Source organism: Jannaschia seosinensis, assembly GCF_001408515.1.
Taxonomy (GTDB): Bacteria; Pseudomonadota; Alphaproteobacteria; order Rhodobacterales; family Rhodobacteraceae; genus Jannaschia; species Jannaschia seosinensis.
Genome location: NZ_CYPR01000116.1, coordinates 1 through 3,051 on the forward strand (window position 1 = coordinate 1; position 3,051 = coordinate 3,051).

A 3,051-nucleotide genomic window follows, 5' to 3' on the forward strand; every position below is an offset into this window, starting at 1 on the left:
CTCTCGCAGTAGCCGTTCTCCCAGGGTGAGCCCGGCTCGATGAATGCAGTCTTGGCGCCGACGGCACCGATCCAGCTGCGCACCTTCTTGGCGATGAATTCGGCCCCATTGTCGGACCTTATGAATGCGGGTGGGCCGCGCAGGATAAACAGATCCGTCAGGGCGTCGACTACGTCGGTGGAATTGAGCTTGCGGTCGACACGGATCACCCATTGCCCGGCAGGCGATTTGGCAACGCCAAATCTGTCGAAAGGGGGCGCCTCCTTCGTGAACTCGTCACTCGACCATTGCCCTCGGACCAATGGCGGACAAGGTCTCGTTGTTGAGCGTTCGGAACACCCGCCCGTCATGCGTCCGATCCTGGCCGAAATCGTGAGGTGCAGATGTGGTTCGGGCGCTCTGGCCGGAGCCTGACGCACGATCCGCCGTTCAGCCAGAGCCTGCCCTTCTTTGCCTGTTTTTGCGGGACCTTCAGCCCTTCGCGTCGCCATATCCGCTCGACCGTTGCCCGGCAGGCGCATGCGCAGCATGCTGCCGAGAGGGGCGCTTGTGGCTCACATGCCACCCGGCGTTGTTCAGCAGTCCGGTGATCATCCGATAGCCGTATCGCCCGTGGGCGCGCGTCAGCTCGATGATGTCTTCCGTCAGCCGTTTCTCGTCCGGTGTGCCGCAGGGAACCCTGCGGCTCGCGTCGAGCGGTGCTGCCCGAGCGTGCGGCAGGCGCGGCGCTCGCTCGCCATTGTCCTCGGACCGATGGCGGCTTGCGCCTCACTGTCCAGCGTCAGATCCGACACCGCGCGTCGCAGCCTCTGGTTCTCCGTCTCAAGCTCCTTGAGCCGCTTGAGCTGGTCCCGGTTCATCCCGCCATACTGCTTGCGCCAGCGGTAATACGTCGGCTCCGTGATGCCAATCTGACGCACCGCGTCGGAGATCGCCATGCCCTGTCCTTGCAGCACATCGACCTGCCGAAGCTTTAAAACGATGTCTTCGGGCTTGCCTCGCTTTCCTGCCATCTCTGGTCCTCCTGATCGGGACAATTCTATGCCAGTTGGTGGACCACTTCAGTGGGGGCACTCCATGGCCTCGAAAACAGCACCGTAGAGACCAGCACATCAGTAGCTGAGAACCGGGGCTACGCGAGAGTGGCGAGGCGCGTCCACCTCGCGGACAAGGAAGTCCGCCACGTCGCGCCTAGCTGTTCCGTCCCGGATGATCACCTTTCCCCGCGACGATCCGCGCTCTTCATGGCAAGATCGGTTCTGAGGGACCTTCGAGACGGGGCACGACCATGCTGATACATCTTCCTTCACAAGCAGGCCACGACCACGCCGAAGGTGCGGGCGGCGATCCAGGCGAGCACGGAGCCTGCTCCGGTCCTGGCCGAGCGCTTCGGCATAATGGAGCAGACCGTTTACAAGTGGCGCAAGCGCGACAGCGTCGCGGATCGCAGCCACACGCCGCACAGGCTCCAGACGACGCTGACACCACCGCAGGAGGCCGTCGCGGTGGCCCTGCGAAAGGCGCTGCTGGTGTCGCTGGATGATCTGCTGGCGGTTGTGCGGGAGTTCCTGAACCCGAACGCCTCGCGCTCGGGGCTGGACCGCTGCCTGCGCCGGCATGGCGTGGGGAACCTGCGCGACCTGAAGACCAAGGCGGCCAAGCCGAAGCACAGCGCCTTCAAGGCCTACGAGCCGGGCTACCTCCACATCGACGTGAAATACCTGCCGCAAATGGCCGATGAGACCCGCCGCCGTTACCTCTTCGTGGCCATCGACCGGGCGACCCGATGGGTCTTCATCCGTGTCTTCCCGGCAAAGACCGCGGCCAACGCACGGCGCTTCCTGCGCGATCTGGAGCGCGCCTGCCCGATCCGCATCCGCACCATTCTCACCGACAATGGCAAGGAGTTCACCGACCGCCTTTTCGGCCTGCGCAAGCGCGCCGCGACCGGCGAGCACGAGTTCGATACGCTGTGCGCCGCCCTCGACATCGACCACCGCCTGACCCCGCCGAAGTCGCCGCAGACCAACGGAATGGTCGAGCGCTTCAACGGCCGGATCGAAGAGGTCCTGCAGAGCCACCATTTCCGATCAGGCGAGGACCTGGAGACCACGCTCCACCGATACGTCTGGCTCTACAACCAGCAGCTCCCGCAATCAGCGTTGGCCAGCAAGGCGCCCTTGCAGGCCATGAAGGACTGGCACAAAATCAAGCCAGAGCTGTTCAAGAAACAGCCATACTACCTTCCGGGATGTGACACCACGTCAGTTTTTTTGAGCGCGATTTGTCGAGCGCCTCCTTCAGGATCTCGACCTCGAGCGTCTTGCGCCCGAGCTGCCGCTCCAACTCGCGGATGCGGTCTTCCATCTGTCGGACGGCGCGATTGCTCGTGACGTCATCGTCTCCAGACACGGCCACAGCCCCTCCCTCCAGCATCAGGCGCCGCCAGCGATACAGTAGGTTCGGCGCGACGCCATTGCGGCGTGCCACGACCGAAATGCTGGCGTTCTCTTCCAGCGTCTCCTCGACGATCCGCAGCTTCTCAGATGAAGTCCAGCGGCGCCGGCGGGAGATATGCCCAAAAGTTGGTGACGGTCCTCATCAGGCGGCGGTTTGAAGTTGCTTGATCCCGTCCTTGAACTCAATCCCCTGAATGACGTCGGGCAGACGGTTTGGCCCGTTGATCTTCCGCCACTTCTTCTTGGCTGACTTCATGAGTCGGAAGACCATGGCGAGGGCGGTCTTGCGGTTCAGGCAGCCCTTGGTTTTGCGGGTCCGGTTCCTGACCGTGGCGAAGACACTCTCGATCGGGTTCGTGGTCCGAATGTGCTTCCAGTGCTCGGCCGGGAAGTCGTAGAAGGCCAGCAGCTCGTCACGGTCTTTCACCAGCTTGGCCACAGCCTTCTCGTACTTCGCGCCGTAGATTTCGACGAAGAGATCGAAGGCGGCATTCGCCTCCTTCTTCGTCTCGGCCATCCAGATGTCTTGCAGATCGGCCTTGACCCTTTCATGCATGGATTTGGGGGTCGCGCCCAGCACATTGGCGGTCTT

Annotated in this window: 1 protein-coding gene and 3 pseudogenes; 1 reads left to right on the plus strand and 3 read right to left on the minus strand. The window is 62.9% G+C overall.

What is annotated here, in order from left to right; translation table 11 throughout:
• A pseudogene (locus tag JSE7799_RS21690) lies at positions 1-1,013 on the minus strand (transposase); the annotation flags it as partial.
• Between the two features lie 285 nt (positions 1,014-1,298).
• Here JSE7799_RS21690 and JSE7799_RS09540 point away from each other — a divergent pair.
• Positions 1,299-2,258: pseudogene (locus JSE7799_RS09540) on the plus strand (IS481 family transposase); the annotation flags it as partial.
• Between the two features lie 10 nt (positions 2,259-2,268).
• On the opposite strand, the pseudogene JSE7799_RS19725 reads toward JSE7799_RS09540, so the two are convergent.
• Together JSE7799_RS19725 and JSE7799_RS09545 are read right to left on the minus strand one after the other, a co-directional pair.
• A pseudogene (locus JSE7799_RS19725) lies at positions 2,269-2,574 on the minus strand (transposase); the annotation flags it as partial.
• Between the two features lie 27 nt (positions 2,575-2,601).
• Positions 2,602-3,051 (minus strand): transposase (locus tag JSE7799_RS09545; protein ID WP_186201896.1); only part of this gene is annotated, 450 nt, incomplete at its 5' end.